This window comes from Pseudomonas sp. EYE_354, assembly GCF_023148575.1.
Classification (GTDB): Bacteria; Pseudomonadota; Gammaproteobacteria; order Pseudomonadales; family Pseudomonadaceae; genus Aquipseudomonas.
The window spans coordinates 165,887-185,510 of record NZ_JAHXNQ010000003.1; the positions used below are offsets into that span (position 1 = coordinate 165,887).

12 protein-coding genes are annotated in these 19,624 nt (G+C 61.1%); 7 read left to right on the top strand and 5 right to left on the bottom strand.

The window, feature by feature from the left end; translation table 11 throughout:
- Positions 1 to 44 precede the first annotated feature (44 nt).
- The 4 genes from KZX66_RS05405 (at position 45) to KZX66_RS05420 (ending at position 4,845) form a co-directional block, all read left to right on the top strand.
- Entirely contained in the window at positions 45 to 272 is a 228-nt protein-coding gene (locus KZX66_RS05405) for a hypothetical protein (protein WP_248077273.1), read from the top strand.
- A gap of 123 nt (positions 273 to 395) precedes the next feature.
- On the top strand, positions 396 to 1,880 hold the full coding sequence (gene putP, locus KZX66_RS05410; RefSeq protein ID WP_248077275.1) for a sodium/proline symporter PutP: 1,485 nt from the start codon (positions 396 to 398) through the stop codon (positions 1,878 to 1,880).
- Between the two features lie 202 nt (positions 1,881 to 2,082).
- Positions 2,083 to 4,098, top strand: coding sequence for a type VI secretion system tip protein VgrG (locus tag KZX66_RS05415; RefSeq protein ID WP_248077277.1), 2,016 nt, complete (start codon positions 2,083 to 2,085; stop codon positions 4,096 to 4,098).
- 15 nt (positions 4,099 to 4,113) lie between these two features.
- Entirely contained in the window at positions 4,114 to 4,845 is a 732-nt protein-coding gene (locus KZX66_RS05420; RefSeq protein ID WP_248077279.1) for a DUF4123 domain-containing protein, read from the top strand.
- On the opposite strand, the gene KZX66_RS05425 is transcribed toward KZX66_RS05420, so the two are convergent.
- Entirely contained in the window at positions 4,831 to 6,108 is a 1,278-nt protein-coding gene (locus KZX66_RS05425) for an aminotransferase class V-fold PLP-dependent enzyme (RefSeq protein ID WP_248077281.1), read from the bottom strand. The two genes, KZX66_RS05420 and KZX66_RS05425, sit on opposite strands and share 15 nt — an antisense overlap.
- A gap of 175 nt (positions 6,109 to 6,283) precedes the next feature.
- Here KZX66_RS05425 and rlmJ point away from each other — a divergent pair, with 175 nt between their 5' ends.
- Complete coding sequence (gene rlmJ, locus KZX66_RS05430; RefSeq protein WP_071482710.1) at positions 6,284 to 7,120, top strand: 23S rRNA (adenine(2030)-N(6))-methyltransferase RlmJ; 837 nt, start codon at positions 6,284 to 6,286, stop codon at positions 7,118 to 7,120.
- A 70-nt stretch (positions 7,121 to 7,190) separates the two neighbouring features.
- Here rlmJ and msrA read toward each other — a convergent pair whose 3' ends face one another.
- The 4 genes from msrA to aceE all read right to left on the bottom strand — a co-directional run bounded on the left by msrA (position 7,191) and on the right by aceE (position 15,212).
- Entirely contained in the window at positions 7,191 to 7,838 is a 648-nt protein-coding gene (msrA, locus tag KZX66_RS05435) for a peptide-methionine (S)-S-oxide reductase MsrA (RefSeq protein ID WP_248077283.1), read from the bottom strand.
- A 73-nt stretch (positions 7,839 to 7,911) separates the two neighbouring features.
- Positions 7,912 to 10,605, bottom strand: coding sequence for a GGDEF and EAL domain-containing protein (locus KZX66_RS05440; RefSeq protein ID WP_248077286.1), 2,694 nt, complete (start codon positions 10,603 to 10,605; stop codon positions 7,912 to 7,914).
- Between the two features lie 303 nt (positions 10,606 to 10,908).
- The gene (gene aceF, locus KZX66_RS05445; RefSeq protein WP_248077288.1) at positions 10,909 to 12,555 is read right to left on the bottom strand and encodes a dihydrolipoyllysine-residue acetyltransferase; all 1,647 of its coding nucleotides are present in this window, start codon (positions 12,553 to 12,555) and stop codon (positions 10,909 to 10,911) included.
- Positions 12,556 to 12,566: 11 nt separating this feature from the next.
- Positions 12,567 to 15,212, bottom strand: coding sequence for a pyruvate dehydrogenase (acetyl-transferring), homodimeric type (gene aceE, locus KZX66_RS05450; protein WP_248077289.1), 2,646 nt, complete (start codon positions 15,210 to 15,212; stop codon positions 12,567 to 12,569).
- A gap of 383 nt (positions 15,213 to 15,595) precedes the next feature.
- On the opposite strand from aceE, the gene glnE reads away from it, so the two are divergent.
- Positions 15,596 to 18,535: a bifunctional [glutamate--ammonia ligase]-adenylyl-L-tyrosine phosphorylase/[glutamate--ammonia-ligase] adenylyltransferase gene (glnE, locus tag KZX66_RS05455; protein WP_248077290.1), complete on the top strand. Its 2,940-nt coding sequence runs from the start codon at positions 15,596 to 15,598 to the stop codon at positions 18,533 to 18,535.
- A gap of 54 nt (positions 18,536 to 18,589) precedes the next feature.
- Positions 18,590 to 19,624 (top strand): lipopolysaccharide heptosyltransferase II, encoded by a 1,035-nt coding sequence (waaF, locus tag KZX66_RS05460; RefSeq protein ID WP_248077292.1) that lies wholly within the window; start codon positions 18,590 to 18,592, stop codon positions 19,622 to 19,624.

Genomic DNA, 19,624 nt, shown 5'->3' on the forward strand with positions numbered 1-19,624 from the left:
AGAGGTGCAACCGGGTGCAACCCTTTTTATCCATGAAATTTTCGATGGATGCCGCGAAAAAATTGAGCCTTCAGCGGATAGCGCTTTCTCTTGGTGCGTTTGCTTCTGAGATCTGCTGTTCTTGCTCCGAAAAGGAGCAAAAAAGCGGTGTTTGGCGGAATTTACGCTTGGGTGCAACTTATTCCCAAGAAACTGGTTGCACCTTATTTGCTTTGTTGAATAGCATTCGCGACCAAGGTGCAACCAACGTGAAAGCGGGGTTCATCGGCTGACGGCTTTCCTGGGGAAACGTCAGTCATAAATGCGCGGCACACAGCTACGTTTACTCACTGATTCAGTGGGTGGCCGTCTGACAGACCGCCGCTACATAAAAACAAAGCCAGGGCGTCACTCTTATGAGCGTAAGTAATCCAACCTTGATCACGTTCGTGATCTACATCGCAGCAATGGTGCTGATCGGCTTGATGGCCTATCGCTCCACCAACAACCTTTCCGATTACATCCTGGGCGGTCGCAGCCTCGGTAGCGTGGTGACTGCATTGTCCGCCGGTGCTTCCGACATGAGCGGCTGGTTGTTGATGGGTTTGCCGGGCGCGATCTACATGTCCGGCCTGTCGGAAAGCTGGATCGCCATCGGCCTGATCGTCGGTGCCTACCTCAACTGGTTGTTCGTGGCCGGTCGCCTGCGGGTGCAGACCGAACACAACGGCGACGCCCTGACGCTGCCGGATTACTTTTCCAGCCGTTTCGAAGATAAAAGCGGCCTGCTGCGGATCATCTCTGCGGTCGTGATCCTGGTGTTCTTCACCATCTACTGCGCCTCCGGCATCGTGGCCGGTGCCCGCTTGTTCGAAAGCACCTTCGGCATGTCCTACGAGACTGCGCTGTGGGCCGGTGCTGCGGCGACGATTGCCTACACCTTTATCGGTGGTTTCCTGGCCGTGAGCTGGACCGACACCGTGCAAGCCACGCTGATGATCTTCGCCTTGATCCTCACGCCGATCATCGTGCTGTTGGCCACCGGTGGCGTCGACACGACTTTCCTGGCCATTGAAGCCAAGGACCCGACCAACTTCGACATGCTCAAAAACACCACTTTCATCGGCGTGATTTCGCTGATGGGCTGGGGCCTGGGCTACTTCGGCCAACCCCATATCCTCGCGCGTTTCATGGCGGCGGATTCGGTGAAGTCGATCGCCAAGGCGCGTCGCATCTCCATGACCTGGATGATTCTGTGCCTGGGCGGCACCGTGGCCGTGGGCTTCTTCGGTATTGCCTACTTCTCGGCGCACCCGGAACTAGCAGGTCCTGTGACCGAGAACCCGGAGCGCGTGTTTATCGAACTGGCAAAAATCCTGTTCAACCCATGGGTTGCCGGGGTTCTGCTGTCTGCCATTCTCGCAGCCGTCATGAGCACCCTGAGCTGCCAACTGTTGGTGTGCTCCAGCGCCCTGACCGAAGACTTCTACAAAACCTTCCTGCGCAAGAACGCTTCCCAGGTTGAGCTGGTCTGGGTCGGCCGTGCCATGGTGCTGTTGGTGGCATTGATTGCCATCGCCATGGCCGCCAACCCGGAAAACCGCGTGTTGGGTCTGGTCAGCTACGCCTGGGCCGGTTTCGGCGCGGCGTTCGGGCCTGTGGTACTGATCTCGGTGATCTGGAAGCACATGACCCGCAACGGCGCACTGGCCGGCATCCTGGTCGGTGCAACCACCGTGATCGTGTGGAAGCACTTCTCGCTGTTGGGTCTGTACGAAATCATCCCAGGCTTCATCTTCGCCAGCCTGGCGATCTACTTCGTGAGCAAGATGGGCGCACCTACGGCCGGTATGGTCGAGCGCTTTGATGCTGCGGAAAAAGACTACAACCTCAATAAGTAATTCGCCGGGCGCTAAGCGCCTGCTGAGTTGAAAAAGGCCCGCGTCCTACGGATGGCGGGTCTTTTTTTGCGTGTTATTTGCGGCGGCTTGAGGAAGATTCAGACATCCGCGTGTAGGGCTTTACTGATTTTTTTGGGGCGCGTCCAGCAACGCTGAACCCTGGTGCAGAATCCGCCGCCCACCCCCTGCAGAGAAACACCGGATGTTCGCTCCTGCCAATCAAAGTGCCTTTACCCTGAACCTCGATGGGGTTGCCAGTGACCTCAAGGTCTACCGCTTCACCGGTACCGAGGCGCTCAGCCAGCCCTACTCTTTTGACCTCGAGCTGGTCGCAGAGCAGCCAGATCTTGACCTTGAAAGCCTGCTGCATCGCCAGGTGTACCTGGGTTTCGACGATCAGGGGCATGGCGTCCATGGCCTGGTCTACCGCATGGCGCAAGCTGATTCAGGGCGTCGACTGACGCGCTATCAGCTCACGCTTGTGCCGCAGCTGGCGTACTTGCAGCACAGCAGCCATCAGCGGATTTTCCAGCACAAAACGGTGCCGCAGATTATTGCGCGGGTGCTGGCGGGGCAGGGTATCCAGAGTGATCAGTTCGAATTTCGCCTGAGCGGCAATTACCCGGAGCGCGAGTATTGCGTGCAGTTTGGCGAGACCGATCTGGCGTTCATTCAGCGCCTGTGTGCCGAGCTGGGGGTTCATTACCACTTTCAACATTCGCCCGAGGGGCATGTGCTGGTGTTTGGCGATGACCAGACCGTATTCGCCCAAGCGGATCAACCCACGCCCTACATGCCAGGCTCCGGAATGGTCGCCCAGGGCCCGGCGATCAAGCGCTTCGCCGTGCAATTGGCGACCCGTGCCACGGGAGTGAGCGCGCGCGATTACGATTGGCGCAAGCCAGGCCTGGAGCTGGAAGCTGGTGCGGGCGGCGAACAGGCGCCCGCGCTCAAGGAGCAGGTATATCCCGGTCACTTTTGCGATCGCTCGTACGGCAAATACCTTGCTCAAAGGGGTTTGGAGCGGCACCGCAGTGACTATCAGACCGCCCGCGGCGAGAGCGATCAGCCTGCCGTGGGCAGTGGCCGGTTTCTCAGGTTGAGTGGGCATCCGCGTGAGCAGTGGAACGATTTGTGGCTGGTGACCCGCGTGACTCACGAGGGCAGGCAGCCCCAGGTGCTGGAAGAGGCTGTCACCGACGTTGCTGGTGGCGATTTTCGTCAGGGTTATCGCAACGAATTTATCGCGGCGCCGTGGGATGTGATCTTCCGGCCGCCCTTGCCAGAGCAGTCGCGTCCGAGGCTCTCGGGTTATCAAAACGCGGTGGTGACCGGCCCTGCCGACAGCGAAATTCATTGCGACGAGTACGGTCGGGTCAAGGTGCAACTGGCCTGGGACCGCACCGGCGAACGCAACGATCATTCCAGTTGCTGGTTGCGGGTGGCCAGTGGTTGGGCCCACGACCGCTATGGCTCGGTGCTGATCCCCAGGGTTGGTATGGAAGTGCTGGTGGGGTTCGTGAACGGTGACATGGACATGCCGCTGGTGATGGCTTGCCTGCCCAATGCGGCGACCCCGGTGCCCCTCGACCTGCCGGCGGACAAGACCCGCAGTATCTTGCGCAGCCGGAGTAGCCCCGGTGGCGGCGGCTATAACGAGTTGCGTATCGAGGACCGCAAGGGCGCCGAAGAGATCTACCTGCGCGCCCAGCGCGATTGGACCCAGCATGTATTGCATGACCAGCAGGTGCAGGTCGACAACAGGCGTAGCGTGACGGTCGGCGGTGCGTCGCACCATGAGCTGCAGGGCGAAGAACAGCGCATCACTCACGGCAATCGCCTGACCGAGCTCAAGAGGGACGATCACTTGATGGTGGGTGGTTCGCAACAGATGCGGGCTGGACGGACCATTCAAATTGGCGCGGGGCAAAGCATCGTTGTCGACGCGGGCGCCAGCGTAACGATCCAGGCTGGCGGGCAGTCGATCACACTGTCGGCGGCAGGTATTTTCAGCAGCGTACCGATTCAATTGGGGGGCGCCCCTGCACCTGTGGCGCCTGCGCTGGTGCCCGGTGTGAAGGAGAAACTGCTGGCGGTTATCCCCGCGCCATTGAGTCTGGTGCAAGTCGCCAGCCTCAAGCGCAGCGCGCCGTTCTGCGAAGAATGTGAGCGCTGTAAAAACGGGCAGTGCCATGTCCCCCATTCCATTCAACCGTAAAAGGAATTTACTTTGATGCCTCAACCCATGACCCCCAGCGCCTGGTTCGCACATTCGCCTCTGCTTCCCGACGAGCAACTGTTTGTGGTGCTGAGCAGTGCCAGCGACGCCGGAGCGCTTGCCGCATGGCAAGCCGCGGCGACGTCAACGACAACGACACTCCGTTCGGTCTGGGCGCAGACGGCTTATGCAGAGTGGGATGAGGTCCTGCCTTACGTGGGTATTGTTGAGACCGGCAACGGATTTCTCGATTGGGTGGCAGCTACTGAATTCACGGACTGGGGCTGGCTGGCGGTATCTTCCAGCCCGCTGGATACCGTGGTTGCTCACCTGCAAGGCATGACCAAGGTGCTGCTCCCTGATGGGCAGGCTGTGTTTTTGCGCTTCTGGGATGGCGCTCAGTTTCTGCCAATGGTGCAGAAACTGGGGGGCGAGGCGGGGGCTGTATTGCCGGTGTTCCAGCGTTACCTGATCAATGCTCAGCCGCTCACGGTGGCGACCACGCCGGTCGCGACTGCCAAAGCGAGCCCCTGGTGGCGAGTGCCTGCGCCGCTGCTGACATACCTCGCCGAGCAATCACCGCAAACCTTGATCGACAATCTGCTGCAGTGGCTCGAAGAACAGCGCCCGGATCTCCACGCTGCGTTCTCGCCGGCGACCTTGCGGCACAAGGTCGCCTATTTCGCCCGTGGGGCGGACGTCAGCCATGAAGCGCTGGCCGATTACCTGGCCTCAGAGCTCAGTTGAGCCGAGCGCCTGTTGCAAATCGTCGATGAGGTCCTCAATCGCCTCGATGCCTACTGAGAGCCGGATCATCTCCGGCTTCACGCCGGCTTTGGCCTGCTCCTGCTCGTTCATCTGCCGATGGGTGGTGGACGCGGGGTGGCAGGCCAGGGACTTGGCGTCGCCGATGTTCACCAGACGCTTGAAGATTTGCAGCGCGTCGTAGAAGCGCACACCGGCCTCGTAGCCGCCCTTCAAGCCAAATGACAGGATGGCTGACGGTTTGCCTCCCATGTATTTGTGCGCCAAGGCGTGATGCGGATGGTCTGCAAGCCCGGCGTAGCTGACCCATTCCACCTCGGCATGACGTTGTAGAAACTGCGCGACTTTCAGGGCGTTTTCGGTGTGGCGTTCCATGCGCAAAGCCAGGGTTTCCAGGCCTTGCAGCAGCAGGAAGGCGTTCATCGGTGCCAGCGCTGCGCCGGTGTTGCGCAGCGGCACGGTACGGGCGCGGGCGATGAAGGCGGCGGGGCCGAATTTTTCGGTGTAGACCACGCCGTGATAGGCCGGCTCAGGATTGTTGAGGCCGGGGAATTTCTCCGGGTGTTGGGTCCAGGGGAAGGTGCCGCTGTCGACGATCACACCGCCCAGGGAGTTGCCATGGCCGCCGATGTATTTAGTGACCGAGTGCACAACGATGTCGGCGCCGAACTGGATCGGTTTGCACAGGATCGGTGTGGCCACGGTGTTGTCCACCATCAGTGGCACGCCATGGGCATGGGCGACGTCCGCCAGGGCCTGAATGTCGATGATGTTGCCTGCCGGATTGCCGATGCTTTCGCAGTACACCAGCTTGGTGTTCCCGTCGATCAGCTCGGCAATGGCGGCGGCAGAGTCGTCCCTGGCAAAGCGCACATCGACACCAAAGCTCGGCAGCAAGTGGGCGAACAGCGTGTAGGTGCCGCCATAGAGTTGCGGGGTGGTGACGATGTTGTCGCCGGCGCGGGTGAGGGTCTGGATCGCGTAGTGGATCGCCGCGCTGCCGGCCGATACGGCCAGGGCCGCAATCCCGCCTTCGAGGGCGGCCAGGCGTTGCTCCAGCACATCGTTGGTGGGGTTCATGATGCGCGTGTAGATATTGCCGGGCACGTCAAGGTTAAACAGGTCGGCGCCGTGCTGGGCATTATCGAATTCGAAGGCGACGTTCTGGTAGATCGGCACCGCGACGGCTTTGGTGGTTGGATCCGACTTGAAGCCGTGGTGCAGCGCGATGGTGGCGTCTTTCATGATTGTTATTGACCTCCCTGGAGATGTGGACCGCCACAATAAATCCGCCCTGGCGTCAGCATTTAGATTTTTTTCAGCCTGCGTCCTGCGTTTACGGCATAAGCAGCACCCGACACGCAGCCCTGCACCTTTGCCTGTGTAGAAGGTAAACTTCGCCCCCTGCGCAGGAGCAACCATGAATTATCGTCACGCCTTTCACGCCGGCAACCACGCCGATGTCTTCAAACACCTGACCTTGACCCGCCTCATCGCCCTGATGTCGCGCAAGGAGCAGCCGTTCGCCTACCTCGACACCCATGCCGGGATCGGTTTGTACGACCTGCAAGGCGACCAGGCCAACCGCACCGGTGAGTACCTGGAGGGCATTGCGCGCCTGTGGGGCGAAAACGATCTGCCGCCATTGACCGCCGATTACATGCGCGTGCTGCATGAGATGAATCCGGATGGCCAGCTGCGTTACTACCCCGGCTCACCGGAACTGGCCCGGCGCCTCACACGTCCGCAGGACCGCGTGTTGCTTAATGAGAAACACCCGGAAGACGGCGTGTTGCTCAAGGACAATATGAAGGGGGACCGTCGGGTCAAGGTGCACTTGGGCGAAGGCTGGCATGTACCGCGTGCCCTGCTGCCGGTGCCGGAAAAACGCGCCTTGATGCTGATCGACCCGCCGTTCGAAAAGCTCGATGAAATGCAGCGCTGTGCCGCCTCCCTAAAGGAAGCGGTCAGCCGCATGCGCCAGACCGTTGCGGCCATTTGGTACCCGGTAAAAGATCAGCGCATGCTGCGTCGCTTCTATCAGGACCTGGCCGGTACCGGCGCGCCGAAACTGTTACGCGTGGAACTGCTGGTGCATCCGTTGGACACGCCCAATACCCTGACTGGCTCGGGCCTGGCGATTGCCAACCCGCCGTGGGGCTTGGAGGAAGAGTTGCGCGAGTTGCTGCCGTGGCTGTCCAAGAAGCTTGGTCAGACGCAGGGCGGGTGGCAGATGGATTGGCTCATTGCTGAGTAGTTGCAAGCTACAAGCTGCAAGAAAAGCGTTCCAGCGCTTACTTGCAGCTTGAAACTCAAAGCTCCGATCCTCAGATCGGACACGTCACGCCGGTACCACCGATCCCGCAGTAGCCCTGCGGGTTCTTTGCCAGGTACTGCTGGTGATACGCCTCGGCGAAGTACACCGTCGGGGCTTCTGCAATTTCAGTGGTGATCGTGCCCAGGTCAGCCTTGTTCAGCGCTTGCTGATACGCCTCGGCACTGGCCTTCGCCGCGTCCAATTGCTCAGGCGTGGTGGCATAAATCACCGAACGGTATTGGGTGCCGATGTCGTTGCCCTGGCGCATGCCCTGGGTCGGGTTGTGCAATTCCCAGAACATCTTCAGCAGGTCTTCGTATTTCACCTTGGCCTGGTCATACACCACCAGCACCACTTCGCTGTGGCCGGTCAGGCCCGAGCAGACTTCTTCGTACGTCGGGTTCGGCGTGAAACCGCCGGCGTAACCGACCACGGTGCTGACCACGCCATCGCGCTGCCAGAACTTGCGCTCCGCACCCCAGAAGCAACCCAGGCCGAAGATCGCAAAGCCGACGTCGTCGAGGAACGGGCCCAGCAATGGGTTGCCGTTGACGAAGTGCGTCTCCGGCAGGGTCATAGGAGTTTCACGACCCGGCAACGCTTGTTCTTGAGTAGGCAGCACGTTTTTGTTCACCAGAATTTCCGAGCGCAAGACCATGAACAGTCCTCTCGTCAGGTTGAGTTAGCGGTAAAGATTCAGACAGCCAGTGTGCCCGAGTGTTACGCGGATGTCAGGCGATCGGCCCACGCGGGTAGCGTTTGAGCATCGTCAACAGCTCTGCACCGGGGATTGGTCGGTCGAACAGGTAGCCCTGACCCACGTCGCAACGGTGCCGGCGCAGGAACGCCAGTTGTTCGGCGGTTTCGATGCCTTCGGCCACCACCTTGAGCTTGAGGTTGTGGGCCATGGCGATCACGGCCGAGGTGATTTCCATGTCGTCCTGGTTGTCCGGGATCTCGTGGATAAAGCTGCGATCGATCTTGATGATGTCGATGGGGAATTTTTTCAGGTAGCTCAGCGACGAGTAGCCGGTGCCGAAGTCGTCCATGGCCAGCGTCAGGCCGAAGCTCTTGAGCTGGTCCAGTTGCAGGCGCGTGTCTTCAGTGGCTTCCAGCAGCAGGCCTTCGGTCAGCTCCAGTTCGAGCAGGTTGGCCGGCAACTGCTCTTCCTTGAGGATGGTGGCGATCGAGGCCACCAGGTCCGGGTCGGAGAACTGCTTGGGCGACAGGTTGATGGCCACCTGCAGGTTGCCCATGCCGGCCGCGCTCAGTTGTTTGCTCATACGGCAGGCCTGGCGTGCAATCCATTTGCCGATGGGGATGATCAGCCCGGTCTCTTCGGCCACGCTGATGAACTGATCGGGGCGGATCATGCCCTTTTCCGGATGGTTCCAGCGCAACAGCGCTTCCATGCCCAGCAAGCGCCCGCTCCGCAGGCACAGCTTGGGTTGGTAGAACACATCCAGTTCGTTCTGGGTCAGGGCGCGGCGCAGGTTGTTTTCCACGAACAGCTTGTAGCTGGCTTCGGCGTTGAGCGCTTCGGTGAATACCTGCACCTGGTGTTTGCCGTTGGCCTTGGCTTTATGCAGCGCAAGGCCGGCGTTGCGCATCAGGGTTTGCGGGTCGCGACCATGCAGGGGCGCGCAGGCCAGGCCCACGGAGCCTGTGACGCTGATCAACTGGTTGTCGACGAACATCGGCTTGTCGAGCGTTGCAAGCAGTTGGCTGGCGACCTGTTGGCCGCTCTCCAGATCGGTGTCGTCGAGCAACACCGCAAATTCGTTACTGGCAAAGCGCGCCAGGCTACCGCCGGCACTGAGGCTGTTGCGCAGGCGCCGCGCCAGGCTGATCAGCAGTTTGTCGCCGGTCTGGTGGCCGAGGCTGTCGTTGATGCGCTTGAAATTGTCGATGTCCACCAGCAGCAGGCTGATCGGGCTGTCGCTGTCGCGGGCAAAGCGTTCGTCGAGGTTGCGGATAAACGCCGGACGGTTGCCCAGATTGGTCAGGTTGTCGGTGTAGGCCAGGCGCTCGATGCGCTGCTGCGCCAGCTTGGTCTGGGTGATGTCTTCGTAGATGCCGATGTAGTGCGTCAGTTCACGGTTGTCGCCGTACACCTTGGAGATCGACAACTGGCCCCAATAGGGTTCGAGGTTTTTGCGCCGGCTTTTGAATTCGCCCTGCCAACTGTTGCTCTTGGCCAGGCTCGACGGCGCGTCAAAGAGCAATTCGCTGAGGTTCTCCAGCGCCGGTAATTGCGCCAGGCGATGACCGTGGACCTCTTCGGCGCTGTACTGGGTGATCGCGGTAAAGCTGGGGTTGACGTACTCCACCACGCCGTCGCAATTGACCAGCAAAAAGGCGTTGGCGCTTTGCTCCACCGCGCGCTGAAACAGATGCAGGGCGTTGGTGGCGGTACGGCGGTTGTGATTGTTGATCACTTGCGCGAACTGGTCTGCCAGCTCACCGGCAAAGGCGATCTCGTCGGCCTGCCACACGCGCGAGCTGCCGCCCTGCTCCAGACAGAGCACGCCGACCACTTGGCCATCGACGCGGATACTCGCATCGAGCATGGCATGGATATCTTTGGCGCGCAGATTCTCGGCCATTTCGCGGGTGCGCGGATCGCGCATGGCATTGTTGGCGTCGATGGCACGGCTGGTGTGCAAGGCTTCCAGGTAATCCGGGAAACAACTGGCATCGATGGGTTCGGGCAGATAGTGCTTCTGGTCGCCGCGGTGATAGGCCGAGATTGGCACCAGGCGCTGGCCTTCGAGGTTCCAGATGCTGGCGCAGTCGAGTTGGTAGATGTCGCAGGCACTGCGGGTAATCAGCTCGGCCGCTTCTTGCAATGAGTTATTGGCGGTGTAGCGTTGGCGGGCCAGCAGCAGGATCAACGCCTGTTGGGCGCTCACCCGCTCCAGGTGCTGCAGCTGTTCCTGCTGCGCGCGCTGGTTGAGCTCCAGGGCGATTTGCAGGCGACTGTTCTGGTTCTCCAGGTCTGCCGTTGGCGCGGTGGGCGCGATTTCGCTGAACAGGCCATCCACCACCATCAGGTAGCCCCGCAGCAGATGGCGATTGTGTTGTTTGTAGGCCTCGCCCATTTCCAGCAGGCTCAGGGGGCCGTCGCTGGTGTGCAGGGTATAGCGCACCAGGTAATGAGGGCTCTGGGTCAGTTGCTGCTGGATGGTGTCGTGCAGTTGATAACGCGCCTGGGGTTCCATCAGGCTGGCATAGGGGGTGCCGAGCAAGGCGCACAGCTCGACCGCCGGCAGGCCGAATTGGCGCTCGCAGTTGGGGTCGAGGTAAAGCAGGGACCAGCTTGCCTCATTAAGCCGCTCGAAACGCAGCATACCGAGGCGCGAAGGCACCGGTAACTGCGTCACTACCTCGGCCGCCATTCGGGCGACATCGGGTTGGCTTTTCATGGGGGGAACTCACTTGAAATAACGCACACGGCGCCGGGCTCGCGCCCTCTTTTCTGTTGCCTGCGGCAAGGTTGCATCATGCAGCACAGACTGACAAGAGAGGATGAAGGCTAAGTGCTATAAGGGTGTTATCGGCAGCACGAGGGATTTCTGTAGGTGCGCTGACAGAAGGTGTACAAACCTGTCCTATATGTACAGAAAAGCAAAAAAAGCCCCGCCAAATTGACGGGGTTGAGGTACGAGCGTGGCGCTCGGAAATCGGTTGAGCCAGGCCTCCCCGGTGAAGGGGAGACCTGCTCTGGCTTACAGCAAGATGGTGCGAATGTCGTTCAGCAACTGGCTCAGACGCTGGGTAAAGCGTGCAGCGGCCGCGCCGTTGATCACTCGGTGATCGTAGGACAGCGACAGCGGCAGCATCAGCTTCGGCTGGAACGCTTTACCGTCCCAGACTGGCTGGATGGTGGCCTTGGAGACACCCAGGATCGCCACTTCCGGCGCGTTGACGATTGGCGTGAAGCCTGTACCGCCAATGTGCCCGAGGCTGGAGATGGTGAAGCAAGCGCCCTGCATGTCGTCCGGGGTGAGCTTCTTGTCGCGGGCCTTGGCAGCCAGTGCAGCTGCTTCGGCAGCCAGTTGCAGCAGGCTCTTCTGGTCGACATTCTTGATGACCGGTACCAGCAGGCCGTCCGGGGTATCGACCGCAAAGCCGATGTGCACGTACTTCTTGCGAATGATCGCTTTACCGCTTGGCGCCAGCGAACTGTTGAAGTCCGGCAGTTCCTTGAGCAGGTGCGCACAGGCTTTGAGCAGCAGTGGCAGCACGGTCAGCTTCACGCCGGCCTTCTCGGCCACGGCTTTCTGCGCAACGCGGAAAGCTTCCAGGTCGGTGATGTCGGCCTGGTCGAACTGAGTCACGTGCGGGATGTTCAGCCAGCTGGCGTGCAGACCTGCCGCGCCGATTTGCATCAGGCGGGTCATCGGCACTTCTTCGGTTTCGCCGAAGCGGCTGAAGTCCACGGTACGAATCGGCGGAATGCCCGAGCCGCCCGTTGCAGCGCCGGACGCCGGAGCTTCCTTGGCTTTCTGCATCATGGCTTTGACGTACGCCTGCACGTCTTCCTTCAGCACGCGACCGTGCGGGCCGGTGGCCGACACAGCGCTGAGTTCGACGCCGAATTCACGGGCCAGCTGACGCACGGCCGGGCCTGCGTGAACCTTGGCCCCGCTTGGCGCCGGTGCGGCAACTGCAGGGGCGGCAGCAGGTTCGGCTTTTGCAGCCGGTGCCGGGGCGGCAGCGGCCGGAGCAGTTTCTGCTTGTGCAGCAGGCGCGGCAGCCGGTGCGGGAGCAGCAGGGGCAGCGCCTTGCACTTTCAGCTTGAGGATGAAGTCACCGGTGCCGACTTCGTCTTCCAGTTTGACTGCGATGCTTTCCACCACACCGGCAGCCGGCGAAGGGATTTCCATGGAGGCCTTGTCGGACTCCAGGGTGATCAGCGACTGATCGGCTTCGACGGTGTCGCCGACCTTGACCAGCAGCTCGATGATCTTGGCCTTGCCCGACGAACCGATGTCCGGAACATGAATGTCCTGCACAGAAGCGGCGGCGGGTGCAGCGGCCGGGGCGGCAGGCGCCTCGGCAGCGGCGGCAGGCTTTTCAGCGGCAGGCGCAGGTGCGGCAGCGGCAGCAGGCGCAGCCGCAGGGGCCGCATCAGCGGCACCTTCGATTTCCAGCTCCAGCAGTTCGTCGCCTTCTTTCAGGCGGTCGCCCAGCTTCACTTTCAGGCTCTTGACCACGCCGGCCTTGGGAGCAGGGATTTCCATGCTCGCCTTGTCCGACTCCAGGGTCAGGATGCTCTGGTCGGCTTCGACTTTGTCGCCGACCTTCACAAACAGCTCGATTACTTCACCTTCACCGCTGCCGATGTCAGGTACGCGAATGAGTTCGCTCACAAAAAATCTCCTCAGCAGTCCAGTGGGTTGCGTTTTTCCGGGTTGATCCCGAACTTGACGATGGCGTCGGCCACCACCTTGGGTTCGATCTCACCACGGTCAGCCAAGGCTTCCAGGGCTGCCAACACCACGAAGTGACGGTCGACTTCGAAGAAGTGACGCAGCTTCTTACGGCTGTCACTGCGGCCGAAACCGTCGGTGCCCAGGACTTTGAATTCCTTGGACGGGACCCACTGGCGAATTTGTTCAGCAAACAGTTTCATGTAGTCGGTAGAGGCAATGACTGGACCTTTACGGCCGGCCAGGCACTCTTCGACGTAGCTCTTGGCTGGCTTCTGGCCAGGGTGCAGGCGGTTGCTGCGCTCTACGGCCAGGCCGTCGCGACGCAGTTCGTTGAAGCTGGTCACGCTCCACACGTCGGCGCCGACGTTGAACTCGTCACGCAGGATCTTCGCCGCTTCGCGCACTTCACGCAGGATGGTGCCGGAGCCCATCAGTTGCACGTGATGCGCTGCTTCCTTGGTGTCTTCTTCGAGCAGGTACATGCCCTTGATGATGCCTTCTTCCACGCCTGCCGGCATGGCTGGCTGCTGGTAGGACTCGTTCATCACGGTGATGTAGTAGAAAACGTCCTGCTGCTCTTCGGTCATCTTCTTCATGCCGTCCTGGATGATCACCGCCAGCTCGTAGCCGTAGGTTGGATCAAAGGTGCGGCAGTTCGGGATGGTGGCAGCCAGGATGTGACTGTGACCGTCTTCGTGTTGCAGGCCTTCGCCGTTCAGCGTGGTACGGCCGGCGGTGCCGCCGATCAGGAAGCCACGGGTACGGCTGTCGCCTGCTGCCCAAGCCAGGTCGCCGATACGCTGGAAGCCGAACATCGAGTAGAAGATGTAGAACGGCAGCATTGGCTGGTTGTGGCTGGAGTACGAAGTACCGGCAGCAATGAAGGAACTCATGGCGCCCGCTTCGTTGATGCCTTCTTCGAGAATCTGGCCCTTCTTGTCTTCCTTGTAGAACATCACCTGGTCTTTATCGACTGGCTCGTAGAGCTGGCCGACGGAGGAGTAGATGCCCAACTGACGGAACATGCCTTCCATACCGAAGGTGCGGGCTTCGTCCGGGATGATCGGTACGATGCGCGGGCCGATGTCCTTGTCCTTGACCAGCTGCGCGAGGATCCGCACGAAGGCCATGGTGGTGGAGATTTCACGGTCGCCCGAGCCGTCCAGAATGGCCTTGAGGGTGCTCAGGTCCGGGGTTGGTACGGCAAAGCTGTTGGCGCGGCGCTGGGGTACGAAACCGCCCAGTGCAGTGCGACGCTCGGCCAGGTAGCGCGCTTCGGCGCTGTTTGGCTCCGGCTTGAAGAACGGCAGGTTCTCCAGTTCTTCGTCCTTGACCGGGATGTCGAAACGGTCGCGGAACAACTTCAGGCTGTCGACGTCGACTTTCTTGGTGTTGTGCGCGGTGTTCTTCGCTTCGCCGGCACCGGTGCCATAACCCTTGATGGTCTTGGCCAGGATCACGGTCGGTTGTTCTTTGTGGTTCACCGCTTCGTGGTAAGCCGCGTAGACCTTGTACGGGTCGTGGCCGCCACGGTTGAGTTTCCAGATCTCGTCGTCGGACAGGTCTGCAACCATCGCCTTGAGTTCAGGCGTGTTGAAGAAGTGTTCACGCACGAACGCGCCGTCTTTGGCCTTGTAGTTCTGGTACTCGCCGTCGATGACTGCGTCCATGCGACGTTGCAGGATACCGTCGACGTCCTTGGCCAGCAGTGGGTCCCAGAAGCGGCCCCAGATGACTTTGGTCACGTTCCACTGAGCACCGCGGAACACGCCTTCGAGTTCCTGGATGATCTTGCCGTTGCCGCGAACCGGGCCGTCGAGGCGCTGCAGGTTGCAGTTGATGACGAAGATCAGGTTGTCCAGCTTCTCGCGGCCGGCCAGGGAGATGGCGCCCAGGGATTCCGGCTCGTCGCACTCGCCGTCGCCCAGGAAGCACCAGACTTTCTGCTTACCTTCAGGAATGAAGCCACGGGCTTCCAGGTATTTCATGAAGCGTGCCTGGTAGATCGCCTGGATCGGGCCCAGACCCATGGAAACGGTCGGGAACTGCCAGAAGTCAGGCATCAGCCAAGGGTGCGGGTAGGACGACAGGCCCTGACCGTCGACTTCCTGGCGGAAGTTGTTCATTTGTTCTTCGCTGATGCGACCTTCCATGAACGCACGGGCGTAAACGCCTGGCGAGGTGTGGCCCTGGAAGTAGATCAGGTCGCCGCCGTGTTCGTCGGTCGGGGCCTGGAAGAAGTAGTTGAAGCCGATGTCATACAGGGTTGCGCTGGAAGCGAAGCTGGAGATGTGACCGCCCAGGTCCGAATCTTTCAAGTTCGTGCGCATTACCATCGCCATGGCGTTCCAACGTACCAGCGAGCGAATGCGGCGTTCCATGAACAGGTCGCCAGGCATGCGTGCTTCGTGGGTAACGGGGATGGTGTTGCGGTATGGCGTGGTGATGGCGTAGGGCAGTTGCGAGCCGCTGCGGGTCGCGAGTTCGCCCATACGGGTCATCAGGTAGTGAGCACGGTCTTCGCCTTCTTTGTCGAGAACCGATTCCAGGGCGTCCAGCCATTCCTGGGTTTCGACGGGATCGAGGTCTTGCATGGCTTGCTCCAGGGCGGAAAGGCTACCAGAATCGGTTGCCTGAAGTTTGCGACTGGCCTTGTGGGCAGACGACATAAATTCTTGGATGGCCGAAGGTTGCTTCGGCGTCCTGTAGTTTTACTACAAATCGTCGGCCATTTCAGCCTTTCGAATGTATATACGAGTAGTAAAACTACACAAGACTGAGCGGATTGCTCGGTCTGGCTGGTGAGCATAATCGTTATTGTTGATCTTTTGCGAACAAGAAAAGGTAGAAGTTTAATGTTGCCTGCCAAAAATTATAAATTTTCAGCTATTTATAACCTTTGTTCGACAGTCCTTCATCAAGCGTGGTTCTCGCGTTCACCGCAACCCGCCATTCACGCGCCGAACAAGGATAGACCATGAGCTTTCCAACGCTGGCCGAATTGCCGGCCATTCTCTTGCCCATCGCCCAGCGCGCCGAGCAGTCATTTCGTGACGCCGTAGCCGCGCTGGACGACGATCATGGCCTTTCTACGTGGACGCCGCAACGCTGGGCCGATTTCGCCCGCGTGTGCGCCGCCAGTGATTTTGTCATTGAACAGGCTGTTCGTGACCCTTTGATGTTGCTCGAACTGGCCGCCCTGGGCGAGCTGGATCGCGACTTTGCGCCGGGCGAGCTGTGCGGGCAAATCGCCGGTGCGGTGCAGCAGGCCGAAACAGAAGATGAGCTGGGCCGCGTCTTGCGTCGCCAGCGCACGCGCCAGCAAGTACGCATTATCTGGCGCGACCTCACGCGCCAGGCCGATCTGGTGCAGACCTGCCGCGACCTGTCCGATATGGCCGACGCGAGCATCGACCAGGCCTACCAGTGGCTGTATCAGCGTCACTGCACGCAGTTCGGCACGCCCACCGGCCGGCGCACTGGCGAACCGCAGCACATGGTCATTCTCGGCATGGGCAAACTCGGCGCGGTGGAACTGAACCTGTCGTCCGATATCGACCTGATCTTCGCCTATCCCGAGGGCGGCGAGACGGTGGGCGTGAAGCGCGCCCTGGACAACCAGGAATTTTTCATCCGGCTGGGTCAAAAACTGATCAAGGCCCTCGACCCGATGACCGTCGACGGCTTCGTGTTCCGCGTCGACATGCGCCTGCGCCCCTACGGTTCGGCCGGCGCGCTGGTGCTCAGTTTCAATGCGCTGGAGCAGTACTACCAGGACCAGGGCCGCGACTGGGAACGCTACGCCATGATCAAGGCACGTGTGGTCGCCGGTGACCAGATGGCTGGTGCACAGTTGCTGGATATGCTGCGGCCGTTCGTCTATCGGCGATACCTGGACTTCTCCGCGATTGAAGCGCTGCGCACCATGAAGCAGCTGATCCAGCAGGAAGTGCGACGCAAGGGCATGGCCGACAACATCAAGCTGGGCTCGGGCGGCATCCGCGAGGTGGAATTTATCGCCCAGGCATTCCAACTGATCCACGGCGGCCGCGACCTCAGCCTGCAACAACGCCCGCTGCTCAAGGTGCTCGGCACCCTCGAAGGCCAGGGCTACCTGCCGCCGGCGGTGATCGCCGAGTTGCGCAATGGTTACGAATTCCTGCGCTACACCGAGCACGCGATCCAGGCGATTGCCGACCGCCAGACACAAATGCTCCCCGACAGCCCGTCAGACCAGGCGCGTATTGCCTTTATGCTGGGGTTTGCCGATTGGGCCGCGTTCCATGAGCGCCTGATGTACTGGCGTGGACGCGTGGACTGGCACTTCCGCCAGGTGATCGCCGATCCAGACGAAGAAGAGGGCGCCGAAAGCGAGCTTGTTGTCGGCGGGGAATGGTTACCGTTGTGGGAAGAGTCCCAGGATGACGACGCCGCCTGCCGCCAATTGGCCGAAGGCGGTTTCAGCGATGCGCCCAAGGCGCTCAAGGCCCTCGCCGGCTTGCGCAGCAGCCCGCAGTTACGCGCGATGCAGCGCCTTGGTCGCGAGCGGCTGGACGCGTTTATCCCGCGCCTGTTGGCCCAGGCCGTCGAACACGCCAACCCGGACCTGGTGCTGGAGCGTGTATTGCCGCTGGTGGAGGCGGTTGCCCGGCGCTCTGCTTACCTGGTGCTACTCACCGAAAACCCCGACGCCCTGCGCCGCCTGCTGACCTTGTGCGCCGCCAGCCCGTGGATTGCCGAACAGATCACCCGTTTCCCGTTGCTGCTGGACGAACTGCTGAACGAGGGGCGCTTGTTCAAACCGCCCCTGGCGCCGGAGCTGGCCGCCGAGCTGCGCGAGCGCCTCACGCGCATCCCCGAAGACGACCTTGAGCAGCAGATGGAAGCCCTGCGCCACTTCAAGCTCGCTCACCGCCTGCGCGTGGCGGCCTCGGAAATCGCCGGCAGCCTGCCCTTGATGAAAGTCAGCGACTACCTGACCTGGCTCGCCGAAGCCATCCTCGAACAAGTGCTGGCCCTGGCCTGGCGCCAGACCGTGGCACGCCACGGTTCGCCGCAGCGGCTGGACGGCACGCTGTGCGATCCTGGGTTCATCATTGTCGGTTATGGGAAAGTCGGCGGGATCGAACTGGGGCATGGTTCGGACCTGGACCTGGTGTTCATCCACGATGGCGACCCCCAGGCCGAAACCGATGGCGCCAAGCCGATCGATGGCGCGCAGTTCTTCACGCGCCTGGGCCAGCGCATCATTCACTTGCTCACGACCCAGACCAACTCCGGGCAGTTGTATGAAGTGGATATGCGCCTGCGACCTTCCGGCGCCTCCGGCTTGCTGGTGAGTTCCCTGGGGGCGTTTGAGCGCTATCAAGAAAATGAAGCATGGACATGGGAGCATCAGGCACTGATTCGCGCGCGGGTGCTGGTAGGCAGTCAGGATGTGGGTCGGGCATTCGAGCAGGTACGGGCTAAAGTGTTGGGGTGTGAACGGGACCTGGACACGCTGCGCCAGGAGGTCAGTGAGATGCGCGCCAAGATGCGTGACAACCTGGGGACCAAGGCGACGGCGGCCGGCACGGGCGCCAATGCCTTCGAGGCCACGGTGGCGTTCGACCTCAAGCAGGACGCCGGAGGTATCGTCGATATTGAATTTATGGTGCAATACGCGGCTTTGGCGTGGTCTGCGCAGCATCCGTCGTTGCTGCGCTATACCGACAATATCCGCATTCTGGAAGGCTTGGAGCAGGTGGGGCTTATGCCCGCCGCCGATGCCCATCTGCTGCGCGAGGTGTATAAGGCCTACCGTTCTGCCGCGCATCGCCAGGCCCTGCAAAACGAGGCCGGGACGGTTTCCGGGGATCAGTTTGCCGACGAGCGGCGCCAGGTGACGCGCATCTGGCAGGCGTTGGGGTTGAGCTGAAACACTATTAGGGCGGGGAGGCATAAGCCTCCCCGCATCGTTTGTGGAAACTACATGAATATTCTGATCGTTGGGCCCAGTTGGGTCGGTGACATGGTGATGGCACAGACACTGTTCCAGTGCCTGCGCCAGCGCCACCCGGACTGCCAGATCGACGTGCTCGCCCCTGAGTGGAGCCGGCCGATCCTCGAACGCATGCCCGAAGTGCGCAACGCCTTGAGCTTCCCGCTCGGCCATGGCGCCCTGGAACTGGCAACGCGTCGTCGCATCGGTAAATCCCTGGCCGGCAGGTATGACCAGGCCATTCTGCTGCCCAACTCGCTGAAGTCGGCGCTGGTGCCGTTTTTTGCCGGTATTCCCAAGCGCACCGGCTGGCGCGGCGAGTTTCGCTACGTGCTGCTCAACGACGTGCGCACGCTCGACAAAACCCGCTACCCGCTGATGATCGAACGCTTCATGGCCCTGGCCTACGCGCCGGGTGCCGAGCTGCCAGAGCCGTACCCGCGCCCGAGCCTGCAGATCGACCCGGTGACCCGCGATGCGGCGCTGGCCAAATTCGGTCTGAGCCTGGATCGCCCGGTGTTGGCGCTGTGCCCCGGTGCCGAGTTTGGCGAGTCCAAGCGTTGGCCGGCCGAGCACTACGCCAAAGTCGCCGAGATGAAGATTCGCGAAGGCTGGCAGGTGTGGTTGTTCGGCTCGAAAAAAGATCATCCGGTGGGTGAAGAGATCCGCCAGCGTCTGATTCCCGGCCTGCGCGAAGAGTCGGTCAACCTCAGTGGCGACACCTCCCTGGCCGAGGCCATCGACCTGTTGTCCTGTGCCGATTCGGTGGTGTCCAACGACTCCGGCCTGATGCACGTGGCGGCGGCGTTGAACCGCCCGTTGGTGGCGGTATACGGCTCCACCTCGCCCGGCTTTACGCCGCCGTTGGCTGACAAGGTCGAAGTGGTGCGCCTGGGCCTGGACTGCAGCCCGTGCTTTGATCGCACCTGCCGTTTCGGCCATTACAACTGCATGCGCCAATTGTTGCCCCAGCCGGTCAACGATGCGTTGCAGCGGTTGCAGGGCTCTGTGGTCGAGGTTCACTGA

Bases quoted from the DNA above. Each gene is read 5' to 3' on its own strand.
- msrA (WP_248077283.1), bottom strand. From the start codon at position 7,838: ATGGTCTTGCGCTCGGAAATTCTGGTGAACAAAAACGTGCTGCCTACT.
- waaF (WP_248077292.1), top strand. From the start codon at position 18,590: ATGAATATTCTGATCGTTGGGCCCAGTTGGGTCGGTGACATGGTGATG.
- KZX66_RS05425 (WP_248077281.1), bottom strand. From the start codon at position 6,108: ATGAAAGACGCCACCATCGCGCTGCACCACGGCTTCAAGTCGGATCCA.
- putP (WP_248077275.1), top strand. From the start codon at position 396: ATGAGCGTAAGTAATCCAACCTTGATCACGTTCGTGATCTACATCGCA.
- KZX66_RS05405 (WP_248077273.1), top strand. From the start codon at position 45: ATGGATGCCGCGAAAAAATTGAGCCTTCAGCGGATAGCGCTTTCTCTT.
- KZX66_RS05415 (WP_248077277.1), top strand. From the start codon at position 2,083: ATGTTCGCTCCTGCCAATCAAAGTGCCTTTACCCTGAACCTCGATGGG.
- aceE (WP_248077289.1), bottom strand. From the start codon at position 15,212: ATGCAAGACCTCGATCCCGTCGAAACCCAGGAATGGCTGGACGCCCTG.
- KZX66_RS05420 (WP_248077279.1), top strand. From the start codon at position 4,114: ATGCCTCAACCCATGACCCCCAGCGCCTGGTTCGCACATTCGCCTCTG.
- rlmJ (WP_071482710.1), top strand. From the start codon at position 6,284: ATGAATTATCGTCACGCCTTTCACGCCGGCAACCACGCCGATGTCTTC.
- glnE (WP_248077290.1), top strand. From the start codon at position 15,596: ATGAGCTTTCCAACGCTGGCCGAATTGCCGGCCATTCTCTTGCCCATC.
- KZX66_RS05440 (WP_248077286.1), bottom strand. From the start codon at position 10,605: ATGAAAAGCCAACCCGATGTCGCCCGAATGGCGGCCGAGGTAGTGACG.